Source organism: Pedobacter sp. R-06 (assembly GCF_049913135.1).
Taxonomy (GTDB): Bacteria; Bacteroidota; Bacteroidia; order Sphingobacteriales; family Sphingobacteriaceae; genus Pedobacter.
This window is the reverse complement of the sequence record NZ_CP183977.1, coordinates 646,723-669,768: the sequence shown is the minus strand read 5'-3', so window position 1 is coordinate 669,768 and position 23,046 is coordinate 646,723. Positions and strand designations below refer to the sequence as shown.

The window sequence follows — 23,046 nt, the reverse complement described above, 5'->3', positions numbered from 1 at the left end:
GCTAAAAAGCCTGCTGCTTTTCATTTTCTCTAATTACCACATCATTAACCACTACATCTACTCCATAACGCTTTTTCCCGTCATGACCATCGTAACTATTAGCCTGTAACCTGCCCTCTACCCTTAAACCGGTACCCTTTTTAACCTGAGCTTCGGCAATGTCGGCTTTTGCATTCCAGAAAGTTAAATTAAACCATTGTACCCTTTTTACGTCCTCGCCTGCAGCATTTCTATAGCTTTCATTTATGGCCAGGTTAACCCTTGCTAATTTTTGATTTCCAAAAGTTTTAATCTCTGCATCTGCTCCTGCAAATCCGCTCAATACTACTTTGTTAATTGCACTTTCCATGATCTTTAAATTTTTAAGTTTCTAAATGTTTAACGAACAGTCATCACCTCGACAACCGACAGGACAAAATTGTGAACTGCATCAAAAATTAGTCGGATTGTAAACATTTATAGTCGTTTATAAACGTTTATACACGGAAAACATGTATTTAAAGCTTCAAGTGGATGTTTTATATTTTTTTTATTCCACCATTTTATTTATAAATTAGGTCATCATCCCATAATAAAAAAAAGAATTATTATGGAACGTTTATGTTTAGACTGCGGAACCCTGATTAAAGGAAGGGCCGATAAAAAATACTGCGATGATTCTTGCCGCAACAATTACAACAATCGTTTAAAGATTGAGGATAATCTGGTGATTAAAAGGATAAATAGCATACTCAGAAAGAATCGTGCTATCCTTGCTGCACTTAATCCAAATGGGAAAACCAAGGTTACCGGTAAAAAGCTAATTTCGGCAGGCTTTAATTTTGAATACCATACTTATAGTTATGAAACCCAAAATGGGAATACATACATTTTCTGTTATGAATATGGTTATCTAATTTTAGGTGAAGACAGGTACCTGCTGGTAAAAAAAGAGGAAAAGCTTTGGTTGGCCTAGTTTAAAATGCTTTGGTTTGATAGATTAAACACCTAAAATTGTAGAAGGCTCATCCTGTGATTTTTTTATTCTGGCGGAGATGATTAGTTTTATCATCTTATGATAAACTATAACAACAAGCTTTTTAAGCCCATCAATAATACAGAAAATGGTGAAACATCTAATGAAACCGTTTTTAGATATAAACAAACTGGGAATATCCTTACTGCTGAATATACGGGTGGAAAAATTATTTTTGGTCATTTAATTGGCTTAGTTGATGAAAGCGGTAACATCGAAATGCGCTATCACCAGGTAAATAATCAAGGGGAACTCATGACCGGGATTTGCCATTCAAAGCCAGAACGGTTAGCCAATGGCAAAATTAGACTTCATGAAACCTGGCAGTGGACATCAGGAGATAAATCGAAAGGGCAGTCAATCATCGAAGAGCAATAAGGGCTAGGCTATCTAAGCAGCGAAGATCAATCAGATAAAAACTCCTTATTTTCGTTCAGTTTCTTTCATCCCCTATTTTATTTAACTACATGTCGATAACTAAATTACCCTTGATATTACAAACTGCATCAAATTTAGTTTACCACCCATTAGGCTATCAAATAAATAATCTGCAAATAGAAAGTGAAAGTCGGGAATATGTAGCCTGTGCTTTTGAATTAAACAGGTTAAAAATCAAACATCGTCTTTCTAAAATCACCCCAACTAAAACCGGGCAGTTTGTAACCATATGGAAGCGAAATGAAGCAGGAATTACTACTCCGTTTAATGATCAGGATGAATTTGACCTATTAATAATATCTGCCAATAGTGTTGACCGATCTGGCCAGTTTATTTTTCCAAAAGCCATATTGGTACAACATAAAATTATTACCAAAAATGGAATAGAAGGCAAAAGAGGGATTAGGGTTTATCCGCCCTGGGATACAGTAACAAATAAACAAGCAGAGAAAACCCAGCAATGGCAAGCCCCTTATTTTCTTCAGATTGACATCAATGAAAATATCGATCTGGCAAGGGCCAAGAAATTAATCGGCAATGGAATTAAACAAACAGAATTTTAAAATCCCGGTTAAACTTAGCAAGTTTCGGGTAGTTTACCGTTTCTTTCCAAACTACTTTTGGATATAAATTATTCAAGACCATGAAAGCACAAGAAGAAATCAATTTCAATCGTATAGCCGAAGCCATTGGCTATATCAAGGCGAATTTTAAAACACAGCCTGGTTTAGAAGAAATTGCAGAGAAAGTAAATTTAAGCCCTTTTCATTTCCAAAGATTATTCAGCGAATGGGCGGGTACTACCCCTAAGCGCTTTTTACAATACATTAGCATTGGTTATGCCAAAGAAATGCTGAAAGAAAATCAAAGTTTATTCGATACCGCACTGGAAACCGGCTTATCGGGAACCAGCAGGCTGCACGATCTCTTTGTAAACATTGAAGGGATGACACCCGGAGAATATAAAAACGGTGGCGAAAACCTCCACATCAATTATAGTTTTGCAGAAAGTCCGTTCGGTAACATTATTGTAGCCAGCACCACAAAAGGAATCTGCCATATCGCTTTTTATGACGACGAAAACATTGCTTTGGCGAATTTGCAACGCCAATTCCCAGCAGCTCAATATCAGCAGATATTGGATAAAGAACAGCAAAATGCGTTATATATCTTCAGTCATGATTGGAGCAAATTGCACCAGATTAAACTGCATTTAAAAGGCACGGATTTCCAGTTAAAAGTTTGGGAGGCTTTGTTAAAAATCCCAATGGGCAAATTAGCTACATATGGCAACATTGCCGAACAATTACAAAACCCTAATGCATCCAGGGCAGTGGGTACGGCGATTGGCGATAATCCTGTAGCCTTTCTTATTCCTTGTCACCGGGTAATACAATCAAGTGGCGCCTTGGGCGGTTACCATTGGGGAGTGAATAGAAAAACAGCCATGATTGGTTGGGAGGCCGCAAAAACTAATGTTTAACGCCGTATGATCAAACATGCAGATATTTCAACGGAAGAACTCAAAAAACATTTTAAAAACAAAGATATTTGCCTTGGCGGAAATGCCAGGTTGAAGATTTACGGACTACTTAAATGCAGATCGGGAAAGCGGATGAAGAAAGAAAACCGTGTATTTTTCCATTCTGTAGATGAAGCACTTCAACATGGCTACCGCCCTTGCGGGCATTGCTTAAAAACAGCATATAAACAATGGATTTATTCAACACCACAATAGATGTTAACCAAAATCTGCTACCATACGATGGAACAGTAAATTATTATGGAAAATTATTCCAGGCATCGGAAGCCGATCATTATCTTAATGTATTGATGAATACTATTGAATGGAAGAATGACGAAGCTTTTATTATGGGTAAACACATCATTACCAAAAGAAAAGTAGCCTGGTACGGAGATGAAGCCTATTCTTATACCTACTCCAATAAATCAAAAATGGCCTTACCATGGACAAAGGAGTTATTGGAGCTAAAAAAAATATCCGAGGAACAAACAGGTACAACATTTAACTCTTGCTTACTTAATTTATATCACAATGGTGATGAAGGAATGGCATACCATAGTGACGACGAGAAGGCCTTAGCTAAAGATTCTGCCATTGCATCATTAAGTTTCGGTGCAGAACGAAGATTTCTTTTCAAACACAAAAAAACTAAAGAAACGATAACCTTATTTTTAGAAAATGGAAGTTTATTGGTGATGAAAGATGAAACACAAACCAATTGGCTGCACCGCCTTCCAACAACCAAAAAAGTAAATAAACCAAGGATAAACCTCACCTTTAGAACAATGGTTGTTTAACCTTGGCTAGTTAAAATGTCTTATATTTTCTGCAATTGAGGCTTTACTTTATCAAAGAATTCCTGAAATACCTTATTATCAGCATAAGGCATACCTGGAAATCCACAATTCTCGAAACAGATTCTCAAATAGTTGATAAATGTTGTGTCATTAGGTTCATTTAAAAACTTACTATCAATACTTTTTTCCTTATTTAACTGCAATGCATACGGAGGGCCACCGCTAACATTATCCTTATGAAGATCGTCAGCAGATAGCTCCAGAAATGCAAAGCCAAAATCATCATCCTGAATGTATTCTTCCATTTCTTCCAGCCAGTATTGATCGGTTACCTGCGAAACACAGTCGGTTAAAGGCGCTACCTGAATAGGATCTGCCATCTCCCATAGAATATCTGGATCATCTTGGTAATTCCACGCAAAATTGCACGAGCCAACAATTTGATAAAACATTTTCATCGATACTGGTAGTTTACCTACCGGTTCTATGTTCTGCTCTAATATATTAAGTAGTTCGTTCGTATTAGAAAAGGGCATCAATAATGCTTCGTCATTTCCCGTCTCATCTGCCCAGAAAACGTAATCAATATTCTTAAGTTCTTTGTAGATAATCTCAAGATTGAACCTAACCCGTTGGAAAGTCTCAATCAATACTTTTTCAACATCAGGATAGTAATTAGGAGAAAATGCCTCTTCTCCTAATTTTTCAATATCGGCATAAACGCTATGCGATTCTCCGTTTTTATACCTGTCGTAAAAATTCATTATCTATACCTAAATGGAATAAGCAATAACTAGTGCTTAAACTCCTTAATATCTACAATGCGGTCATCATCAGCATTTTTCTTTAAGAAAGATGTTCCGTTTGCATTAGCTACCCAGGTATAATCTCTTTGAATATTTCCTACAAGGGTTTCAGGTTCATTTATTAATGCTGCTGGTAAAGGCAGGTTAAAAGTTTCGCCCGTTGCCGTATTTACCTGGTATAAAGAATTAGCAGTTAAAAAAGCGAGCGTGGTTTTATCGCTAGAATACATAAAAAATTTCCCCTGGATACGTTCGTCAGGATTTTGTCTCTTAATAGGGTAAACCCTTGAATTTATAGTCGTGATAAAAAAATCGTTATTCACCAAAATATTACTACGTGTTAATTCTTCTAAACCGTTTGTATATTTTTTATCTTCAGCACCTTTTGATGGTTTATTCAAGCTCACCACCTCGGTTTTTCCATCATTAACAGAAATGATATAAAACGGAGCCATTTTACCTGTTTCATTAGCTACCTGTACTAATACAGCTGTTCTTTGTGTGTTGATGAATGATGCAACAATAAATTTCTGCGCAGCGGCGTTTGGAGCATCGTCAACAATAATAGTGGTATCTTTATATTGAATGGCAAAGCGATCGGCTGCTGCAACAGCACCAGAATCTGTTTTTAAAATAGTAAGTACATTTTTCTTCGATTTCGGAAAAACATTAAAATCGTCACTGGCAGCAAACGGTCTTGCCTTGTAGGCTTTTTCAGTTTTACCGCAGCCAAATAAAACAACGGAAAGTAAGAGTGCATAAAGCGTAATTTTCATAGGTATAGCTATTTATTTTTTGCTAATTTATAATCTTTATTGCGCTTATTTTATCAAAGTCACCAGAAAATTACCGCATTTGCTTAAAAAGCGCAAGAGATTGTGTTTGTACCGTTATTCTACTATTGGTTAATTATAAAGACCATAGCCTCTGGCATTTGCTTCTCTTCAGATTCAAACTCCTTACTTTCTGTGTTTCGGAGGCAGAATTTAACTACTTCAGACTAAATTCCTTATTTTTGACTAACAGATAACCAATGGCAAACACACCGAATTTTCTCGCTAAAAATAAAAGCGTAATCTTATATGGGGTTTTCCTGGCTGCACTACTGTTTTTGCTGAAGTGGCTTGAACTTCGTTTTATTATCATCAACCATGCCTTCGAAATTTATGCTGGTTCGATAGCCGTTATTTTTACGGCTTTGGGCATTTGGCTCGCGCTTAAATTAACCAGGCCCAAAACCATACTGATCGAAAAAGAAGTTTTTACCGGAAAGCCTGAAACATTTATCCTCAACGAAAAAGAACTGACCAAACTCAACATCAGCAAAAGAGAGCTGGAGGTTTTGCAGCTCATGTCTGCAGGTTTAAGCAACCAGGAAATTGCGTTAAAGTTATTTGTTTCTTTAAACACCATAAAAACACACAACGCCAGGCTTTTCGAAAAACTGGAAGTTAAACGCAGAACACAGGCCATAGAAACAGCAAAAAGACTCAGTATTATCCCTTAATGGACTAACACATAAGTATTAAAAAGCTACCGATCTGAAAAATCACCCTAAAGTATGAGGGTTAAAAAAAATAATCGAAGCAATTTTGTGGTGTAAACCTCTTAAAATTATAAACAGATGAAACCATCATGAGCAAACGCTCACAGACAGAGATGAATATTGCTCATGATAGCTTCGTCACAATTAAAAAACAAACTATATACTGATGAAAAAGAACGTAATTGTATTTGGATTAATCGCCGGCTTAATTGTATCAACCTTGATGGTGCTCTCTATGGCGAGATGTTATAGCGACCCGAACCTTGAGCATAGTATGCTTATCGGCTATGCCTCAATGGTATTGGCTTTTTCCTTTATTTTTGTTGGCATAAAAAACTACCGCGATAAGTATAACAATGGATTAATCACTTTCGGCAAAGCATTTAAAATCGGTGCATTGATCAGTTTGGTGGCTTCTACCATATATGTTATTGTCTGGTTGATTGATTATTACGTATTTATGCCTGATTTTATGGATAAATATGTTGCCCAGGTATTAAGGGAAGCTAAAGCAGGTGGTGCATCAGCGGCTGAGTTGGCAACAAAAACAAAAGAACTGGCTTCTAGTCAGGAAATGTACAAAAACCCGATCATGGTGGTTCTATTTACCTATATGGAAATTCTACCTGTAGGGATATTGATCTCATTGGTAGCAGCACTCATTCTGAAAAGAAAACCGGACACTCCGTTAAGTGTAAAAACCGCTTAAGATACCGTTAATCTGATCTCCTTTTATTAATTTAAGCCATTAAAAACAGCTATGTATACGATACCCTTTACCAATATAGATTGGAACCAGATAGAAAAAGTAGAATACACTGGCGAAACAGGCACAGCAACATGGCAAACCTTAAACCTTAACGGCTTAAGGATCAGGATTGTAACCTACTCTGCAGGCTACCTTGCCGATCATTGGTGCCAGAAAGGCCACATTGTACATTGTTTGGCGGGTAGCTTTGTAAGCGAAATGGAGGATGGAGCAACATTCGCACTTAGCACGGGGATGACATATGTGATTTCTGACGATTTAAGTTCACACCGGTCAGTATCGCAGGAAAGCGTGAAACTTTTAATCATTGATGGCAATTTTTTAAAACCAAAAGACACTTAAGGTGACTTATTAACTACACCTCATTTCACAGTTATTATAAAAAATAAAATGATGCTGGTTAAATCACTTTTGGGTGAATTTCTTCATGAAGCAGAAAACACCCGCAAACTTTTAAACGCAATACCAAACAGTGCTTTGGATTTTATACCCTCAGCGCACTCCTGGACTACGGCCCAATTGGCATCGCACATTGCTGAAATCTACGATTGGTATCCCGGAACTTTTCATGGTAACGAATTTAACATGGATACCTATAAGCGTGACGAGGTAGATATCAGCGATATCGAAAACATTATAGGCAAATTTGAACGGGCCTTTAACAGGGCTAAAGAGAGTATCGAAGCGGCCACCGACAAAAGCATGTTCGAAGACTGAAAAATGACCGCCGGAGGTAAAACGGTTCTCCAGCCCATGCCCAGGATCCAGGTAATACGTGGCTTTTTAATGAACCATATTTATCACCATCGGGGCGAAATGATTGTATACCTGCGCTCAACAGGGAATAAGGTGCCAAATATGTATGGGCCCATTTATGAAGACAGTCTTAGATAAGGTTCAGAAATATCTTAATTTTGAACAAAAGATTATAAATGAAGATTTTTGCCGAAACTGAACGTTTAATTTTACGCGAATTGCTACCTACAGATGCTGAGGATATGTTTGAAATGGATGGCGACCCCGAAGTGCATCTTTATCTCGGTAATAAGCCTGTAAAATCAATCGGGCAAAGTATCGCAGAAATCGAATTTATCAGAAAACAATATATCGAAAACGGTATTGGCAGATGGGCTGTTATCGAAAAAACAACGGGCAATTTCGTGGGCTGGTCTGGCTTAAAACTAATTAAAGAATCTACCAATAGCCATATTAATTATTACGATCTGGGCTATCGGTTTATTAAACGGTTTTGGGGCAAGGGCTATGCTACAGAAACTGCAATGGCGGCACGGGACTATGGTTTTAATGAACTAAATCTAAGTGAAATCATTGGCATAGCAGATATCGATAACCTGGGGTCTATCCATGTTCTGGAAAAAGTAGGCTTAAAACGGATCTCTATTTTCGATTACCATGGCATAAAACACCACTGGATGAAGGTTGAAAAACCAATTTAGCACTTTCAAAAAGCAGTTTTGTCATTTTATGGTTTAGTTTTTGATGCTAAAAAGGAAAATCATTTAAACCTTACATTATGAAACACCTAATCTTCTGTGGAATGCTGCTCTTATTATTGAGTTCTTGTAAAGAAAAATTAGATCCGGCGAGCTTTACCAATACCAAATGGGAGTTAACAACGCTGCCAGGTTTAACTTTACCCACAACTGCAAAAGCAACGCTAAACTTTGCCGATAGCCTTAAAATCAACGGAAAATCGTTTTGTAACAATTACGGCGGCAAGGGAGAAATTGCAGATAATAAAATAACTGTTAAAAATGTTTTTAGCACAAAAATGTTCTGTCAGGAAACTGACGCAGCCGAACGCGCTTACTTACATGCCCTTAATCAGGTTAATGGTGCTAAAATAACTGATAACAAACTATATCTGCTGAATGGCGATAAAACCTTACTGGTTTTCAGCAAAACAAACTAGAATCTTTACATGCATAAAAAAGGCTGACTAAAGTATTTTTACTATTTTCGGCCTTTTGAGTTTAACGCAGGAGTGATGCCATCGATAACAGAAGATCTGAAGTTTTTTTTCTCAACCATAAGGAAAGCATTTAATTTATTTCAGCAGAATGATCCCTTACGCCTGGCCGGCGCTACTGCTTTTTTTACCAATTTCGCCTTACCTCCAATATTAATTATCCTCATCAGGCTGTTTGGTATGTTTACCGATAGGCGCTTATTGGCTACACACCTTTTCGAACGGTTGGCCAGTATTCTCGACAATGAGAGTATTTTACAGATCAGAACAACCCTAAGGAATATCCGTGGTATCGATCAGGCCTGGTATGTTACTTTGTTCAGTTTTATATTTTTTCTTTTTGTAGCCACCACCCTATTCAATGTGATTAAAAACTCTTTAGAGCAGATCTGGAACATTGGCCAAAAAGATAAAAAAGGGATTATTAACACCCTTAAATCGAGGGCTATTTCCGTTACGATTATCTTATTTGCGGGCATATTATTTTTTATCGGTTTACTGGCCGATAGTGTGCAGGCTTATATTGGTGCCTATCTAAAAAACGGTGCCCCTTCTTTCGAATTGATTTTGACTTCCATAATCAACCAATTGGTTTTTGTATTCATCGTAACCACCTGGTTTACTATACTTTTCAGGTATTTAACCAATGGTCGTCCTACTTGGCGCGCAGCAATTTCTGGAGGCTTGTTAACAGGATGCCTTTTTACGGCAGGAAAGTATATTTTAAGAATTTTATTGCCGCTGAGTAACATCAGCAATATCTATGGGTCAGCGGGGTCGATTATTGTAATTATGCTTTTTGTATTCTACTCTTCGTTGATATTTTATTTTGGTGCATCTTTTATTAAAGCGCTCAGCATTGGCAGGGCAACACCAATTATACCCAAAAACGGGTCGTTTGCTTACGAACTAACCGAGGTTGAATTGGAAAAAGAGAATTAATTCGGCTTGGAACGAGCGATTACTAAATTACTTATTTGTTCAGGTTGAAAATTAACTTATCAAGAAGGCTTTTTAACTGGTTAGTTTCTTCAAGGCTCACACCGAGATTATCACCCAGCTGAGCACGCAATACAGGCGCCTTTTCTTTTAAAGCACTGCCTTTTTCTGTCAGGGATATTACAATACTCCTTTCATCTTTTAAAGACCTAACGCGTTCAACCAATCCAGTTTCCTGCATCCGCTTAAGCAACGGGGTCAAAGTATTCGATTGTAACATCAATTTTTGTGAAAGCACCGTTAAACTAACCGAATCAGTTTCCCAAAGCACCATTAGCACAAGATACTGCGGATAGGTAATTCCCAAACTATCAAGTACTGGCTGATAACATTTAGTTACCAACCTGGAAGCAGCATAAAGCGGGAAGCACAATTGATTTTCGAGTTTAATAGCATCATTTATTTCCATCACAACTTTCTTTACTAAGAATAACAAAATATTCAGCTAAGTAAATAATTTTTAACTGAAATTTTCTATCATGTGCCTAATCATCGAAAAATCGTTATTGCGGGATGCACAATAACGATTTCATTTTGATTCTATTAAATTACTTCCAGCTTAACATCGATGTTTCCGCGGGTGGCGTTAGAATATGGACAAATTGTATGGGCTTTTTCTACCAGTTGCTGAGCTTGCACCATCTCAACTCCTGGTATATGTACCTGTAGCGATACACCAAGTACAAAACCTCCCTGCCCATTCGAATGAAGAGCAACATTTGCTTTAACTGTAGAAGGTTCTTCAGGTTTAACTTTTGCCTGGCCCATAACTAAATTAAGTGCACTATCAAAGCAAGCTGCATAGCCTGCAGCAAAAAGTTGTTCTGGGTTGGTATAGCCTTGTTCGCTTCCACCCAATTCTTTTGGCATTCTAACTTCCAATTCCAATGCGCCATTTTCACTTGTTATTTTTCCATTACGGCCACCGGTTACGGTAGCACTAGTTTCATACAACGTTTTCATATTATGCTTTTTTAAATCGTAAACGACTATATCGTTTACGATACAAATATAAATATCTATTTATTAGAAACAAATTTTATTGCTAAAACTTATTTCTTTAAAATATTGGGCACAAAAAAAGGTGTCCACTAGTTAATGAACACCTTTTAATTTTTTAATAAGTAGGCTTACAAAATCCGATAACCCAACCCAACAGTAAATAAGTTCAACTTAGTACCAGGATAACCTGCTTTATTAATTTTTGATAAGCCGAGTTCGTAACGCGCATCAAAGCTTAGTTTTTTAAGGTCTAAACCTGCTCCAAACTGCCAAGCTAAAGCCTGATTTTTAAAGTCGGCCCTGAAAACGCTTCCTGCAGCCTGACCAAAACTTTGATTTTCATCTAATATTAACGAAAACATCGGCCCGGTGTTTAAACGGAGTCCAATACCAGCAGCACCAAACTTAGTACCTACCAATAATGGCACATCTAAACTTGTAAAACGCACTTTATTTACCTCCCCCGTTGACTCACTTACTAAATCTGCTTTCTTTCCCGATACATAAAGTTCAGGTTGGAAGTAAACGCCTGCTGCACCTACCCTGGCCCAAAGACCACCGTAAAAACCAGCGCGGTTGTTACTGTTAAAAGTGTTTTCACTGTCAAATTTCGAAAAATTTGCACCAGCTTTAATGCCCAGCTGGAAAGATGGCAATACCTGTGCGCTGGCAAATAAGCCAACAAGCAAAAAGGCAACGGTTAAAGATAAAAATTTCATATGCGATTAATTTTAGCTGGTGGCGTTGTTAATGGCTTCTTGTTCTTTTAAAGCATCAACATTGTTTTTATCACCAAAGTTTTGTGTTTTACCTGCAAAGTAATCTAAAATTCCCGAAATAGTATCTAAGTTATCGGCTAAATTTTGATGAATATCCGGTAAATCTTTTTCCAGGCGGTTATCGCCCAATTCGATATTATCAACTTCAATTTTACCAATTTTCTGAATAAGTGCCTGCTGAGAGTTTTGCAAATCTTCCAATTCACGCACAATCTTTTCCATTAATTCAAACTTCTTTAAAGTATTCATAGGTTCTTATTTTTAGTTAAACTATTTCTTATAAACCCCTTAGCGCTGGTTTTGTTTTATTTCGCCAATCTTTTGGCAAAACAGATTTGGAAATATCAAAAACAACTAATAAATTAGTTCAAAATTATCCACGATGAAAAAGCTTCTTACACTATTGGTTTTATTTGGTTTAAGTTTAGCGGCTTATGCACAAAATACGAGCGCTGTTGACAAGGAGAAACTTTTCGATTTTTATCAGACTCAACGTTATGCCGATGCTGCTCAATACCTCAAAAGTATTTACGGCGAAGAGGTGAACGATTTCAAAACCCTCAGCCAGATTGGTTATTGTTTTTTAATGGCCGGTAATAATGTAGAAGCCGAGAAATTTTACGTCAAGGCCTATGCACTACAACCGCAGAGCCTACCTATTCTTTTCAGTCTAGGTAATATTAATACCAAAAGAGGCAATACCGAAAAAGCTAAACTCTATTACGGTGAAATTGTAAAAATAGACAGCAATAACTTTAACGTATATAAATTGCTGGCCAATTTGTACAGTTCTCCAAAAGATGATTCGCTTAAGCTCATATACCTCTTAAAGGCTAATCTGATCAATCCGCTAGAGGGCGATGTTGCTGCCGATCTTGCTGAGGTGCATGCTGCTTATCAGCAATATGAAAAAGCTTATGATGTACTGAATATTGCCATTAAAGGAGACAGTGACAACCTGGTGCTGCAAAGGGCGAAACTTCCGATAGCCAATCAACTTAAAAAGTACAGCGAAGTGATTGCATCGGGAGAGAAACTGTTGAAAGATGGTGCCGATGCAGGAGTGATAAGAGATGTTGCAAAGGCTTATTATTATACCAAAAAATATCAAAAAGCAATCGATCTTTTTAAACAACTGGAGGCAGCAGCGATGGGAAATGAGGCAACTTTATATTACACATCACTCAGTTACCGGGCTTTAAAAAATTATCTGCAGGCGGCTATTTATACTAAAAAAACTATCGATGAGGCCATTTCACCCAATACTTCAAGCTATTATTCGCTGTTGGGAATGGTTTATGAAGAAAACAGTCAGTTTACATTGGCAAACGCCGCATATAAAAAAGGCCTGCAGTTTAAAGCCACGTCTACTTTATATTATCGTTTGGCTGTATTTTACGATACCCGTTTAAAACAGGAAAAAAATGCACTAAAATATTATAACCTTTATCTAAAAAGCAAGCCCAGCTTAATCGATGATAAAGAAGAAATTAAATTTTCAAAGGATCGGATTGCACAGCTAAATCTGGCCGATTAGACCAGATCTTCGAAAACAGGTTTTACATTATCCCAAAATTCATCTAAAGCAATTATTCTGGGTTTAAAAAAGGAAATTAACGTAGGCCAGTGCTGTTGATTAAAAATGCTCACTCCTGTAATGCTGATCGAAATCTGTGAGACCGTTTTACCGAAATCATCGGTTGCATCTTTAATCCAGTCCCATTCTTCGCTGACCGTATTGGTAAACAGAAGCTTAAATTCTTCAAATTGTTCGAAGATAAGATGCCTGATGTCAGCATCGGGATGTGATAGCTGAATGCTGATAAAGGCCTTTTTACCATCAACATCCATTTTAAAGAAGATATTTTTAACCCCTGTTTTATAGTTTGTCCAGTTTACGGTAGAACCACTCGCCGAAGGGACGGGTTTCATGTATTGCCCGAAACTGATCCAAAACTGTTGGCGCAGGCGTGCTGCTTCTTCTTTACTGTACATTTATTTTTAAGGTCGGTAAGCGAGATATCATAAAGTTAATTTCGATCCGAATTGTCACGTTGAGCCTGTCGAAACGTCTACCATACATTATGCTGGTCCTTTCGACAGGCTCAGGATGACAAATTTATAATATATTCATCTCCTTTAACACGAAGCTGCAATTATAAGCGATTAATATTTATATTCAAAATGATAGCTACCTGAGCCTATTTCTTCCTTTTTATCGTTTTTTGGTAATATCACTGTAGCGGTTGCATTGGCAGGAACGGTTACATCGAGTTTAAAAACACCATCTGCAATCGTCCATGATGACTTAACAGTACCATACACCGTTTCCAGTTCTGAGGATGCGCTGGTTAATTTCCCGCCCGGTCTTGGTGCAATTAAAATGGTTTTGTAACCTGGTTGCGCTGATACCGGATTAATGCCGGCAATATTTTTATACATCCAATCGCCGATAGCGCCGTAGGCATAATGGTTAAAAGAATTCATATCAGCCGTTTGGAAAGAACCGTCCTGTTTAATACCGTCCCAACGCTCCCAAATGGTGGTTGCGCCCATTTTAACCGGATATAACCATGAAGGGTAACTTTCCTGCAATAACAGATTGTAAGCTACATCTTCGTGTCCAAAGCGGCTTAATACATGGCAAAGGTATGGCGTCCCCAAAAAACCTGTCGTAAGGTGATTCCCGTAATCTTTTACATTATCTACCAACCTTTGTGCAGCCTGTGCACGTAAGTTTTCAGGCAGCATATCAAATTGTAATGCCAAAACATATGCAGTTTGGGTGTTAGAGATCAGCTTTCCATTTGGCGTCATATTTTCTTTGATATAAGCCGCTTTAATCTGCTCCAATAGTGCAGTGTATTTGGTTACATCATCTGTCTTGCCCAATACCTTTGCTGCATTTATAAGCAACTGTGTAGAATGCGCATAAAATGTTTGGGCAATCATATACTTATCTGTTACCGAGGCACGGCCATCATTATCATCATTAGGACGGTAAAACAACCAATCGCCAAAGTGGAAACCCGTGTTCCAAAGGTTGTTCTTTGCCACTGAAGAAATATAATCTACCCATTTTTTCATACTGCCATACTGTGCTTCCAATATGCCTATATCTCCATAGGAAACATACATATCCCAGGGTATAATAGTGGCCACATCGGCCCAGCCTGCAGAACCAGCATCATTTTGGCTGAGCACATTCGGAACAACAAAAGGAACGCTACCGTTAGGAAGCTGATCTGCAGAAACATCTTTTAGCCATTTGGTAAAAAATCCCGATACATCCATATTATATGCAGCTGTTGTGGCAAATGCCTGTGCATCCCCTGTCCAGCCTAAACGTTCGTCTCTTTGCGGACAGTCTGTCGGCACATCAACAAAATTTCCCTTCTGTCCCCATGAAATGTTATGCTGCAATTGATTTAGCAAAGGATTTGAAGTCGTGAATTTTCCGCTGGTTTTCATATCCGAATAAACAGCTACAGCGGTAAGGTTTTCCAGTTTCAGTTCGCCCGGGTATCCATCTATTTTGACGTACCTAAACCCCTGAAAAGAAAAATGAGGTTCGAATACCTGTTCAGTTCCGCCTTTTAAAATATAATTGTTCTGTTGCTTGGCCGACCGGAGGTTAGTGGTATAAAAATTCCCTTCTTTGGTTAATACCTCAGCATGGCTAATGGTAATTTTGGTACCTGCTGCACCTTTGGCTTTTAGTATTACCCAGCCCACTAAGTTCTGCCCAAAATCAACCACGGTTTCACCTTTTGGGGTTTTAAATATTTTTAAGGCTTTGAATGTTTCGTGTTTGCTTACCTGCGGTCCGCTCATCCCAACCAGCTTTTCTGGGCCCTTTTCGAGCTCCTGCACAGGTTTCCAGGTAGTATTTTCTTTAAAGCCAATATTATTCCAGCCTTGGGGTTCTAAACGGGCATCGTAGGTTTCTCCGTCATAAATATTGGAAGCTAGTATTGGTCCATAACCTGTTTTCCAGCTGTTATCGCTTATAATGGTTTCTGTGGTTCCATCAGTATATTCCACTTCCAGTTGCAGCAATAAAGCCCTGGTATCGCCATAAAATTGTTTTTGATTACTAAATCCGATGCGCCCTTTGTACCAGCCATCGCCTAGTGAAACGCCAATCACATTGGCTCCTTTCTTTAGCGATTGCTTAACATCGTAAACCTGATATTGAATATGATCTTTATAACTTGTCCACCCTGGCGCAAAATAAGCATCGCTAACCCGTCCGCCATTAATACTGGCCTCATACAAACCCTTAGCGGTAATGTAAGCCATTGCAGATTTTACTTCTTTTTTCAGGTTAAATTCTTTTCTGAATAGTGGACTGGCCAGCGAAGTATCTTTTCCGTTTACCGAAATCCATTTTGCACTCCAGTCCTCAGCTTTTAAACCTGTTTGAAAAAACTGAACCGCCGACCATGCAGACGCATTTCCGTGGTTGTCTTTTACCCTAACCTGCCAGTAGTATCTAGTTTTTGAGAATAAACCAGGGCCATCATATGAAATGAGTACCGATTGATCGCTGTTTACACTTGCTTTCCATAAAACTTTATCAATACTCGCCGTTGTACCCAGTCTGATTTCGTAATTCTGTTGCTTGGTATTTTTTAGATCCGAAACGACTTTCCAGCTAAATCTGGGTTTTGGATTATCAATACTAAAAGGATTTACTAAATGCTCAACAGTTAAATCTTTTACCGAAATTTTCTGTGCGAAAACACTCGTTGTAAATAAAAACAATAAGGCAAGGGTAGTTAGTGTGCCTGAGGTACGGAAATTCTTGTTCATATTGGTTAGCGTTAATTTTTTAGTCTTAACTGTACGATAATCAGAAATATTATTTAACCAACCATCCTGTACTGTTATGAAAAATTAAACGTTAGTACAACGACAATAATTTAATAAAACACTGCTTATCAAACATTAACAACAACAGACGAGCAGCAAAAATAACGATTATCGATTCATTAACCGGGCAACATATTTGCCAATAATATCGAACTCCAAATTTACGGTATCGCCAACTTCAACCTCTTGTAAATTGGTATGTTCGAAAGTATAAGGGATGATAAATACCGAAAACTCATCGGCCTCAGAATTTACCACGGTTAGGCTAATACCGTTTACACAGGCAGAACCTTTTTCTACGGTTACATTTCCGGCCGAAGCATCGTATTTAAAGCGGTACTCCCAGCTACCATCCAGTGCTTCGCGTTTCACGCAAACAGCTGTCTGGTCTACATGGCCCTGCACAATATGTCCATCTAAACGGGCATTCATCTGCATGCAGCGCTCAAGGTTAACTTTACTGCCTACTTTTAAACCATCGAGATTGGTTTTGTTTAGTGTTTCATCTATCGCGGTAACAGTATGTGTTCCATCATTTAAGGCCACCACTGTCAGGCACACCCCATTATGGGCTACACTCTGGTCGATTTTCAGCTCATGGCTAATTGCAGAAGAGATGGTAAAGTGGATATTGGTATGGTCGTTTTTAATGGCAGTAACTTCGCCAAGCGTTTCTATAATTCCTGTGAACATTTTATATTTATTTACAATAAGGTCGTCATTTCGACTGGAGTGCAGCGAAATGGAGAAATCTATATTATTTTCACTTATAGATTTCTCCACTACGGTCGAAATGACGATCCCACACAATGACGATTCATTTATTCTAATATTTCAATCTATTTTTTCTCCAATCGGAGCTATTTTTAACCACTGCATCCCCCTGCTTCACCTCTTTCTTTTCAAATAGTTTTATAGCAATTACTGCAGCAATTAAGGCTTCTGTTTCATCCTGTACCTTTAAACTTTCTGGCTTAAAGTATTTACCTACAAAATGCGTATCGAAATTACCCGTTTTAAAAGCCTCGTGCTGCATTACAAATTTACCAAAACCCAAAGTAGTTTCTATCCCCGTAATATCATATTCTTCAATAGCCCTCACCATTCGCTCAATAGCTTCTTCCCTATCTTTACCATAAGTGATCAGTTTCGCAATCATCGGATCATAATAAATCGGGATCTCCATGCCCTGCTCAAAACCATCATCAACCCTTACCCCATTGCCTTTGGGCGTACTGTAAGTTTGCAAAGTGCCAATATCAGGCAGGAAATTATTGGCCGGATCTTCGGCATAAACGCGAAGTTCTATGGCATGTCCACTGATTTTTAAATCTTCCTGACTAAAGCTCAGTTTTTCGCCTGAGGCTATTTTCAGCTGTTCTTTTACCAGATCTATACCTGTAATTAATTCAGTTACCGGATGTTCTACCTGCAGGCGGGTATTCATTTCCAGGAAAAAGAAATCGAGGTTCTCATCCAAAATAAACTCAACGGTACCAGCACCGGTATAATTAACCGAACGGGCCACATCTACCGCACATTTACCCATCTGCTGCCTGATTTCTTCAGTTAAAACCGATGAAGGTGCTTCTTCTACCACTTTCTGGTGACGGCGCTGTACGGAGCACTCCCGTTCAAAAAGATGAACAATATTACCATGTGTATCGCCCAAAACCTGTATTTCGATGTGCCTTGGTGAGGTAACATAACGTTCAATAAAAACCGCTCCATCGCCAAAGGCCGAGGTCGCTTCGCTTACGGCAAGTTGCATCTGTTCTTCAAAATCTTCAGCCCGCTCCACAATGCGCATGCCCTTGCCTCCGCCACCTGCAGCAGCTTTGATCAGGATGGGGAAACCAACTTCGATAGCACGTTGTTTAGCTTCGTTTACATCCTGAATGGCTTCTTCCGTTCCAGGGACCATAGGGATGTTATATTTTAATGCTGCAGCCTTTGCAGATAATTTGTTACCCATGGTTTCCATGGCCTGCGGCGAAGGACCAACCAGGATGAGCCCAGCATCGGCAACTTTCTGTGCAAAACCTGCATTTTCTGATAGAAACCCATAGCCTGGGTGAATGGCCTCTGCACCAGTTAATTTACAGGCTTCGATGATCTTCTCACCCACCAGGTAACTTTGGTTGGATGGGGCCGGCCCAATACAAACCGCCTCGTCGGCATAACGTACATGCAGCGCATTACGGTCTGCTTCAGAAAAAACAGCAACTGTTTTGATCCCCATTTCTTTCGCAGAACGCATGATGCGCAAAGCAATTTCGCCACGGTTAGCGATGAGCAGTTTTGAGATTGGAGTTTGGGGTTTGGAGTTGTAAGGCATTTGGTTAGACTTTATAATCTTATTAAACCGGACTATTGACCATTAACAATTTAACTATTGACTAAAAACTTCGGACTCCGGACCTCCGACTGTACCTACAAATGTAATATTATTTCAATTGCCTGATCAATCATTTCGGCACTCAGATCCAGGTGAGTTACCAAACGGATCGTACTTGCACTGGTGGTATTGCAATGCAGTCCTTTTTCTTTCAATTGGTGTACAATTTTCTCTGCCAATCCCTTTTCTACCTCAAAAATAACAATGTTGGTTTCTACAGGCATTACCGATTTTACATATTTTGCGGTGGCCAGTGCATTTGCCAAGGCCCGCGCATGGGCGTGATCGTCTTTTAAGCGTGTTACGTGATGATCGAGCGCATAAATGCCAGCAGCAGCTAAAAACCCTGCCTGGCGCATGCCTCCGCCAAAAGCTTTTCTAATTTTCCGGGCTTTATGTATCATCTGTTTACTGCCCAATAGCACAGAGCCAACTGGTGCACCAAGTCCTTTAGATAGGCAGACCGAAATCCCATCAAAATATTTTCCGTATTCGCCCGCTTCGTCACCTGTAGCCACAAGTGCATTAAAGATACGCGCACCGTCTAAATGCAGTTTTAGTCCTTTTACATTACAGAGCTGATGGATCGGGGCAATCTGTGATAAGGTGTAACAGCTTCCGCCACCTTTATTTACAGTGTTTTCTAAAACAACCAAACTTGAGTTGGGATAGTGGATATTATCCTCATTGATTTCTGGTTCAATCAACTCTGGCGTCAAAATCCCTCGTTCACCATACAACAACCTTACCGATGCGCCCGAGTGATAGGCAATGCCTCCAATTTCGTAGCGGTAAACATGCGCGGTCTGATCACAGATCACCTCATCCATGGGCTGGGTAAAACACTTGATCGCTATCTGGTTGGTCATCGTTCCCGAAGGACAGAATAATCCAGCTTCCATGTTAAAAGTCGAAGCCAATTTTGTCTCCAATGCATGCACCGTTTCGTCTTCACCAAAAACGTCGTCGCCCACTTTTGCATTCATCATGACATCTAACATTCCGGCAGTAGGCTTGGTTACTGTATCACTCCTGAAATCTAAAAATCTGTTGTTCATTTCGCTATCTGGTTGTAAAATATTGTTGACGTTAAAAAAAAAGACCAATGCCCTTTCTGGTATAATTTTAAGGTTTTTCGGCGATTAAACGCTCTATATAGTGTATTTTTTACACACTTAATTTTTGACAACAACAAATTGTTAAAAAATTATTAAAAAAAAGGATACAAAATATAAGACTTTTTATACTTTTATCGTGCTAAAACCAAAAATAAATAAAATGATAGTAATTGCAGACGGCGGATCTACCAAAACAAATTGGTGTTTGATTAACGAGGCCGGCAGAAAAATTTACTTTAACACCGAAGGTTACAATCCATATTTTTCTAAAGGAGAGTACATTGTAAAGTCTTTGAATGAGACTCTTCCAGACCACTTGGAAAGAGAGAAATTAACAGCAGTTTATTACTACGGTGCCGGCTGTTCTACACCTGCAAATGTTAAGATTGTGGCCGATGCCATGCAACAGATCTTCACCAATGCAACCATTTTTGTAGGTCATGATTTACTTGCTTCATCTAGAGCACTTCTTGGAAACGAGCCAGGATTTGCTGCTATTTTAGGCACAGGTACAAATTCATGCCTTTATGATGGATCTGAAATTACCATGAACATCGATTCATTGGGTTATTTCTTGGGTGATGAAGGTAGCGGCTCGTACATCGGTAAGCGCATTTTAAGCGATTACATGAAAGGTTACATGCCGAAAGGATTACGTGAGGCTTTTTACGACAACTACGCTTTAACCAACGAAGATATTTTCGATAACATTTATAATAAGCCACTGCCAAACCGTTTCTGCGCAAGCTTTAGTAAATTCTTATACGATTTTAAAGATAACTATGAGGATTATGCTTTTGCTACCATTGACTATGCTTTTACTGCATTTTTCGAAGCTTTGGTAATCCACTACCCTAACTACAAAGACCACAAATTAAACTGTGTGGGTTCTGTAGGTTATAGTTTCCGTGATATTTTAAGTATTGTAGCCGACCGTTACGAAATGGGTGTGGGTAAAATTATCCGCTCACCTATAGATGATCTGGTACATTATCACCTGGAGTTAGCCCCGAAGGCTTAGTCTTCAGTCCTAAGTCTGGAGACCTTAGTCCAGAGGCATATAAATTATAAATACAATATAGAGGAAAAAAAAATCCCGGTTTGAAGTTTCAAACCGGGATTTTTTAATTTATAATTGATTCAGTTGCTTTGGTCTTTAAGCACCCCGCTATCTCACGTCTCAGATCTAATGTCTCACATCTAAAAAGAAATCTCTTTACCAAAAAGTTTCGCGTATTTACGCTTATCAAAACGGTACAAAGTAGCCGCACGGTAAGAAACTCCTTTTTGTTTTTCATCAAGCTCTTTTAGTACGCCAAAACTCACAATCTTCTTCCTAAAGTTCCTTTTATCGAGTTTTTTACCCAAAACCAGTTCATAAACATGCTGCAATTGCGTTAAGGTAAATTTCTCTGGCAAGAGTTCGAAAGCAATTGGTTGATGTTTAATCCGGCGTTTTATTTTTTCTAACCCTTTATCGTAAATTTTCTGGTGGTCGAAAGCCAGTTTAGGCAGATCGGTAATCGGCAGCCAGTTTGCCCGTTTGGCATAAGTACTGATCGGGCGTAGTTCCTTATCCCCGCCCAAACGGATCAAAGCATAATAAGCCAAAGTAATTACCCTTCCTTGCGGGTGCCTGTGCGGATCGCCAAAAGCATAATACTGCTCCATATAAATACCGCGCAAACCGGTAAGTTCGTACAAAATCCGAGAGGCTGATTGATCTAAACTCTCATCAGGACCAACAATGTTACCGGGCAGTGCCCACCAATCTTTAAACGGTTCTTCATTCCTTTCGATCAGTAGGATTTTTAATTCCTTACCATCAAATCCAAACAAAACGCAATCTATCGAGAATACAGAATCTAAATGAGGTAAAATTTGTTCCAAAGTAAAATTTAGTTATTTTAAGCAGATAAAGGTATGACTTTCAATATTAAGTAAAAAAAATAAAATAAATTACTTAGTGTAAAAAATACACACTATATTCGTGTTATAAAGATGGAGCCAAATATAAAAAATATAGCCGTATTAACTTCTGGAGGTGATGCCCCGGGAATGAATGCTGCAATCAGAGCTGTTGTACGTACCGGGATTTACCATGGCATTAACATGTTTGGTGTAATGCAAGGTTACCAGGGTTTAATTACCGACAACATAAAACCAATGGACGCCCGTTCTGTAAGTAATATTTTACACTTGGGTGGTACCATATTAAAAACCGCACGCTGTTTAGAGTTTAAAACAGACGAAGGTCAACAGATTGCCTACAATAACTTAAAGAAAAACGATATTGATGGACTAGTGGTAATCGGAGGTGACGGAACATTCACTGGAGCGAAACGCTTTTCAGAAACTTTTGGAGTTAAGGTAATCGGTATACCGGGTACAATTGATAACGACCTAGTTGGATCTGATTTTACTTTAGGTTACGATACTGCCATTAACACTGTAATCGAAGCGATCGATAAAATCCGGGATACTGCCGATGCACACGACCGTTTGTTCTTTATAGAAGTAATGGGCCGCGATTCGGGTTGTATTGCATTAAGAAGTTCGATTGCCAGTGGTGCCGAAGCTGTTTTGTTACCTGAAAAGGAAACCAGCGTTAACGAATTGATTAATAAACTGGCCTTAGGCGCAGCTACAAAAAAATCGTCGAGTATTGTTATCGTAGCCGAAGGCCATAAACAAGGCGGTGCTTACGATATTGCTAAAAAGGTAAAAGAAACTTTTGATCATTATGATACAAAAGTAACCATACTTGGCCACCTTCAACGTGGCGGTAGCCCAAGCAGTTTCGACAGAATTTTGGGCAGTCGTTTAGGTTTTGCCGCAGTAAATGCGTTAATTGCAGGCGAAACGGAGCAAATGGTAGGCTTAAAAGGAAACGAAATAAAATTAACCAGCATAAGAGAGGCTTTAACCGCTCATTCTTTTAAACTCGAGCCAGATTTAATGGAAATGACAGAGGTACTTTCAATATAAT

30 protein-coding genes are annotated in these 23,046 nt (G+C 38.7%); 17 read left to right on the top strand and 13 right to left on the bottom strand.

Annotated elements, in window-relative coordinates:
* Window position 1 precedes the first annotated feature (1 nt).
* Window positions 2-349, bottom strand: coding sequence for a single-stranded DNA-binding protein (locus ACN9MR_RS02770; RefSeq protein ID WP_426328150.1), 348 nt, complete (start codon window positions 347-349; stop codon window positions 2-4).
* Window positions 350-589: 240 nt separating this feature from the next.
* On the opposite strand from ACN9MR_RS02770, the gene ACN9MR_RS02765 reads away from it, so the two are divergent.
* From ACN9MR_RS02765 to ACN9MR_RS02740, 6 genes are all read left to right on the top strand, one after another.
* Window positions 590-955 carry a hypothetical protein gene (locus tag ACN9MR_RS02765; protein ID WP_426328149.1) on the top strand — a complete coding sequence of 122 codons (366 nt, stop codon included), beginning with the start codon at window positions 590-592 and terminating at the stop codon, window positions 953-955.
* Window positions 956-1,054: 99 nt separating this feature from the next.
* Complete coding sequence (locus ACN9MR_RS02760; RefSeq protein WP_426328148.1) at window positions 1,055-1,393, top strand: n-acetylglutamate synthase; 339 nt, start codon at window positions 1,055-1,057, stop codon at window positions 1,391-1,393.
* 89 nt (window positions 1,394-1,482) lie between these two features.
* Window positions 1,483-2,016 (top strand): MepB family protein, encoded by a 534-nt coding sequence (locus tag ACN9MR_RS02755; RefSeq protein ID WP_426328147.1) that lies wholly within the window; start codon window positions 1,483-1,485, stop codon window positions 2,014-2,016.
* 80 nt (window positions 2,017-2,096) lie between these two features.
* Entirely contained in the window at window positions 2,097-2,936 is an 840-nt protein-coding gene (locus ACN9MR_RS02750) for a methylated-DNA--[protein]-cysteine S-methyltransferase (RefSeq protein ID WP_426328146.1), read from the top strand.
* Between the two features lie 6 nt (window positions 2,937-2,942).
* A complete protein-coding gene (locus ACN9MR_RS02745; protein ID WP_426328145.1) occupies window positions 2,943-3,191 on the top strand; it encodes an Ada metal-binding domain-containing protein in 249 nt (82 codons plus the stop codon).
* Window positions 3,167-3,775, top strand: a complete 609-nt coding sequence (locus tag ACN9MR_RS02740) for an alpha-ketoglutarate-dependent dioxygenase AlkB family protein (RefSeq protein ID WP_426328144.1) — start codon at window positions 3,167-3,169, stop codon at window positions 3,773-3,775. Before ACN9MR_RS02745 ends, ACN9MR_RS02740 begins: the two co-directional genes overlap by 25 nt.
* A gap of 20 nt (window positions 3,776-3,795) precedes the next feature.
* Here ACN9MR_RS02740 and ACN9MR_RS02735 read toward each other — a convergent pair whose 3' ends face one another.
* Together ACN9MR_RS02735 and ACN9MR_RS02730 are read right to left on the bottom strand one after the other, a co-directional pair.
* Window positions 3,796-4,539, bottom strand: a complete 744-nt coding sequence (locus tag ACN9MR_RS02735) for a hypothetical protein (protein ID WP_426328143.1) — start codon at window positions 4,537-4,539, stop codon at window positions 3,796-3,798.
* Between the two features lie 29 nt (window positions 4,540-4,568).
* A complete protein-coding gene (locus ACN9MR_RS02730) occupies window positions 4,569-5,357 on the bottom strand; it encodes a hypothetical protein (protein ID WP_426328142.1) in 789 nt (262 codons plus the stop codon).
* Between the two features lie 257 nt (window positions 5,358-5,614).
* On the opposite strand from ACN9MR_RS02730, the gene ACN9MR_RS02725 reads away from it, so the two are divergent.
* From ACN9MR_RS02725 to ACN9MR_RS02690, 8 genes are all read left to right on the top strand, one after another.
* The gene (locus ACN9MR_RS02725; RefSeq protein ID WP_426328141.1) at window positions 5,615-6,088 is read left to right on the top strand and encodes a response regulator transcription factor; all 474 of its coding nucleotides are present in this window, start codon (window positions 5,615-5,617) and stop codon (window positions 6,086-6,088) included.
* A 205-nt stretch (window positions 6,089-6,293) separates the two neighbouring features.
* Window positions 6,294-6,836: a DUF4199 domain-containing protein gene (locus ACN9MR_RS02720; RefSeq protein WP_426328140.1), complete on the top strand. Its 543-nt coding sequence runs from the start codon at window positions 6,294-6,296 to the stop codon at window positions 6,834-6,836.
* Window positions 6,837-6,887: 51 nt separating this feature from the next.
* Complete coding sequence (locus ACN9MR_RS02715; protein ID WP_426328139.1) at window positions 6,888-7,238, top strand: DHCW motif cupin fold protein; 351 nt, start codon at window positions 6,888-6,890, stop codon at window positions 7,236-7,238.
* 48 nt (window positions 7,239-7,286) lie between these two features.
* Window positions 7,287-7,613: a DinB family protein gene (locus tag ACN9MR_RS02710; protein ID WP_426328138.1), complete on the top strand. Its 327-nt coding sequence runs from the start codon at window positions 7,287-7,289 to the stop codon at window positions 7,611-7,613.
* Window positions 7,614-7,616: 3 nt separating this feature from the next.
* Window positions 7,617-7,790, top strand: coding sequence for a DinB family protein (locus tag ACN9MR_RS02705; RefSeq protein WP_426328137.1), 174 nt, complete (start codon window positions 7,617-7,619; stop codon window positions 7,788-7,790).
* Window positions 7,791-7,828: 38 nt separating this feature from the next.
* Window positions 7,829-8,353: a GNAT family N-acetyltransferase gene (locus ACN9MR_RS02700; RefSeq protein WP_426328136.1), complete on the top strand. Its 525-nt coding sequence runs from the start codon at window positions 7,829-7,831 to the stop codon at window positions 8,351-8,353.
* Window positions 8,354-8,430: 77 nt separating this feature from the next.
* Entirely contained in the window at window positions 8,431-8,829 is a 399-nt protein-coding gene (locus ACN9MR_RS02695; protein ID WP_426328135.1) for an META domain-containing protein, read from the top strand.
* Between the two features lie 75 nt (window positions 8,830-8,904).
* A complete protein-coding gene (locus ACN9MR_RS02690; RefSeq protein WP_426328134.1) occupies window positions 8,905-9,828 on the top strand; it encodes a YihY/virulence factor BrkB family protein in 924 nt (307 codons plus the stop codon).
* A gap of 31 nt (window positions 9,829-9,859) precedes the next feature.
* Here ACN9MR_RS02690 and ACN9MR_RS02685 read toward each other — a convergent pair whose 3' ends face one another.
* From ACN9MR_RS02685 to ACN9MR_RS02670, 4 genes are all read right to left on the bottom strand, one after another.
* On the bottom strand, window positions 9,860-10,294 hold the full coding sequence (locus ACN9MR_RS02685; protein ID WP_426330213.1) for a MarR family winged helix-turn-helix transcriptional regulator: 435 nt from the start codon (window positions 10,292-10,294) through the stop codon (window positions 9,860-9,862).
* 134 nt (window positions 10,295-10,428) lie between these two features.
* Entirely contained in the window at window positions 10,429-10,848 is a 420-nt protein-coding gene (locus ACN9MR_RS02680; protein WP_426328133.1) for an organic hydroperoxide resistance protein, read from the bottom strand.
* Window positions 10,849-11,015: 167 nt separating this feature from the next.
* Window positions 11,016-11,606: a porin family protein gene (locus ACN9MR_RS02675; protein ID WP_057932575.1), complete on the bottom strand. Its 591-nt coding sequence runs from the start codon at window positions 11,604-11,606 to the stop codon at window positions 11,016-11,018.
* Between the two features lie 12 nt (window positions 11,607-11,618).
* Entirely contained in the window at window positions 11,619-11,915 is a 297-nt protein-coding gene (locus tag ACN9MR_RS02670; RefSeq protein WP_029277458.1) for a hypothetical protein, read from the bottom strand.
* Window positions 11,916-12,048: 133 nt separating this feature from the next.
* Here ACN9MR_RS02670 and ACN9MR_RS02665 point away from each other — a divergent pair, with 133 nt between their 5' ends.
* Window positions 12,049-13,203, top strand: a complete 1,155-nt coding sequence (locus ACN9MR_RS02665; protein ID WP_426328132.1) for a tetratricopeptide repeat protein — start codon at window positions 12,049-12,051, stop codon at window positions 13,201-13,203.
* Here ACN9MR_RS02665 and ACN9MR_RS02660 read toward each other — a convergent pair.
* The 5 genes from ACN9MR_RS02660 to ACN9MR_RS02640 all read right to left on the bottom strand — a co-directional run bounded on the left by ACN9MR_RS02660 (window position 13,200) and on the right by ACN9MR_RS02640 (window position 19,997).
* Window positions 13,200-13,661 (bottom strand): DUF4268 domain-containing protein, encoded by a 462-nt coding sequence (locus ACN9MR_RS02660; protein WP_426328131.1) that lies wholly within the window; start codon window positions 13,659-13,661, stop codon window positions 13,200-13,202. The two genes, ACN9MR_RS02665 and ACN9MR_RS02660, sit on opposite strands and share 4 nt — an antisense overlap.
* Before the next feature lie 171 nt (window positions 13,662-13,832).
* Window positions 13,833-16,481 (bottom strand): family 78 glycoside hydrolase catalytic domain, encoded by a 2,649-nt coding sequence (locus tag ACN9MR_RS02655; RefSeq protein ID WP_426328130.1) that lies wholly within the window; start codon window positions 16,479-16,481, stop codon window positions 13,833-13,835.
* A gap of 168 nt (window positions 16,482-16,649) precedes the next feature.
* A complete protein-coding gene (locus tag ACN9MR_RS02650) occupies window positions 16,650-17,234 on the bottom strand; it encodes a riboflavin synthase (RefSeq protein WP_426328129.1) in 585 nt (194 codons plus the stop codon).
* Between the two features lie 133 nt (window positions 17,235-17,367).
* Window positions 17,368-18,879: an acetyl-CoA carboxylase biotin carboxylase subunit gene (gene accC / locus ACN9MR_RS02645; protein ID WP_426328128.1), complete on the bottom strand. Its 1,512-nt coding sequence runs from the start codon at window positions 18,877-18,879 to the stop codon at window positions 17,368-17,370.
* A gap of 95 nt (window positions 18,880-18,974) precedes the next feature.
* Window positions 18,975-19,997: a threonine aldolase family protein gene (locus ACN9MR_RS02640; RefSeq protein ID WP_426328127.1), complete on the bottom strand. Its 1,023-nt coding sequence runs from the start codon at window positions 19,995-19,997 to the stop codon at window positions 18,975-18,977.
* Between the two features lie 220 nt (window positions 19,998-20,217).
* On the opposite strand from ACN9MR_RS02640, the gene ACN9MR_RS02635 reads away from it, so the two are divergent.
* On the top strand, window positions 20,218-21,078 hold the full coding sequence (locus tag ACN9MR_RS02635; RefSeq protein ID WP_055915110.1) for a hypothetical protein: 861 nt from the start codon (window positions 20,218-20,220) through the stop codon (window positions 21,076-21,078).
* 179 nt (window positions 21,079-21,257) lie between these two features.
* Here the strand turns inward: ACN9MR_RS02635 and ACN9MR_RS02630 are convergent, their stop codons facing one another.
* Complete coding sequence (locus ACN9MR_RS02630) at window positions 21,258-21,947, bottom strand: NUDIX hydrolase (RefSeq protein WP_051692040.1); 690 nt, start codon at window positions 21,945-21,947, stop codon at window positions 21,258-21,260.
* 111 nt (window positions 21,948-22,058) lie between these two features.
* Here ACN9MR_RS02630 and pfkA point away from each other — a divergent pair, with 111 nt between their 5' ends.
* A complete protein-coding gene (gene pfkA, locus ACN9MR_RS02625; protein ID WP_057932582.1) occupies window positions 22,059-23,045 on the top strand; it encodes a 6-phosphofructokinase in 987 nt (328 codons plus the stop codon).
* The last annotated feature ends 1 nt before the right edge of the window (window position 23,046 follow it).